The 274-nt window shown below is 47.8% G+C and carries 1 protein-coding gene; it reads left to right on the top strand.

Going from position 1 to position 274, the window contains the following annotated elements; all coding sequences use genetic code 11:
• A partial coding sequence (locus R0K30_RS21875) for an iron chelate uptake ABC transporter family permease subunit (RefSeq protein WP_410612932.1) occupies positions 1-274 on the top strand: 274 nt, incomplete at both ends.

Below are 274 nucleotides of genomic sequence, written 5' to 3'. Positions count from 1 at the left end.
GCAGGGAGAGGGAAATACCTTTGTATTAAATACGCTGAGAATCCCCAGAACGCTGCTTGCTGTCTTAGTGGGGGCGGCCCTAGCGGTATCGGGGCTCATTTTACAAGGGTTAATTCGTAATCCGCTTGCATCACCTGACATCATTGGAATTACGAGTGGTGTTTCGTTTGGTGCGATTATGTTCATCGTCTTTTGGATGGGCACCGTCCCAATTGCTTATCTGTCATTATGGGCCATTGCAGGTGCTTTTGCGGTATCGTGTTTGATCTACTTG

Source organism: Bacillus sp. SIMBA_154 (assembly GCF_046536015.1).
GTDB lineage: Bacteria > Bacillota > Bacilli > Bacillales > Bacillaceae > Bacillus > Bacillus pumilus_P.
The sequence above is the reverse complement of the archived record's forward strand: the minus strand, read 5'-3'. Positions and strand labels throughout refer to the sequence as shown.